This window comes from Bradyrhizobium sp. UFLA05-125, from assembly GCF_059803515.1.
Window position 1 is genome coordinate 1 of record NZ_JBANBJ010000185.1, and the last position, 743, is coordinate 743.

Genomic DNA, 743 nt, shown 5'->3' on the forward strand with positions numbered 1-743 from the left:
CTCGCGACCGCCCTGTCGCTCCCGGTCGCCGGCCTGCACGTCGATCTCGTCCGCGCTCCACAGCAGCTGAGCCAGATCGAATCCGCTGCCCGCGCCGATCTCGTGATTTCGCTCGGCGTCATCGACGGCCGCAACGTCTGGCGCTCCAGCCTGTCGGCACTGGTCGAGCGGTACAAGCCTGCCATCGGCAAGCTCGGCAATGATCACGTGCAGATCGCGCCCTCATGCTCACTGCTGCATACGCCGATCGATCTCGAACTCGAGACCGGTCTCGATCCGGACGTGAAGAGCTGGCTGGCCTTCTCCGTGCAGAAGATCGCCGAGCTCTCCACGCTGGCGAGGGCACTGGCAGGCGACGTGAGCGTGGCAGACGCCCTCACCGTCTCAGACAAGGCCGCGAAGGCCCGCCAGACCTCCCCGAAAATTCATGATGCTGCGGTTGCCAAGCGTATGGCCGCGATCGACGATGCCATGCGCCGTCGCACCAGCGTCTTCGCAAATCGCGCGGAAATCCAGCGCAAACGTTTCGACCTGCCGGCTTTCCCGACGACGACGATCGGCTCGTTCCCGCAAACCACCGACGTTCGCAACGCCCGCGCGGCCCATGCCAAGGGCAAGCTGACCGACGCGCAGTATGAGCAGTTCCTCAAGGAGGAGACGGCCCGTACCGTACGGTGGCAAGAGGAGATCGGGCTCGACGTGCTGGTCCATGGCGAGTTCGAGCGCAACGACATGGTGCAGTA

At 64.9% G+C, this 743-nt stretch carries 1 pseudogene; it reads left to right on the forward strand.

What is annotated here, in order from left to right:
* Nucleotides 1–743 (forward strand): annotated as a pseudogene (locus tag SO156_RS45865) (5-methyltetrahydropteroyltriglutamate--homocysteine S-methyltransferase); the annotation flags it as partial.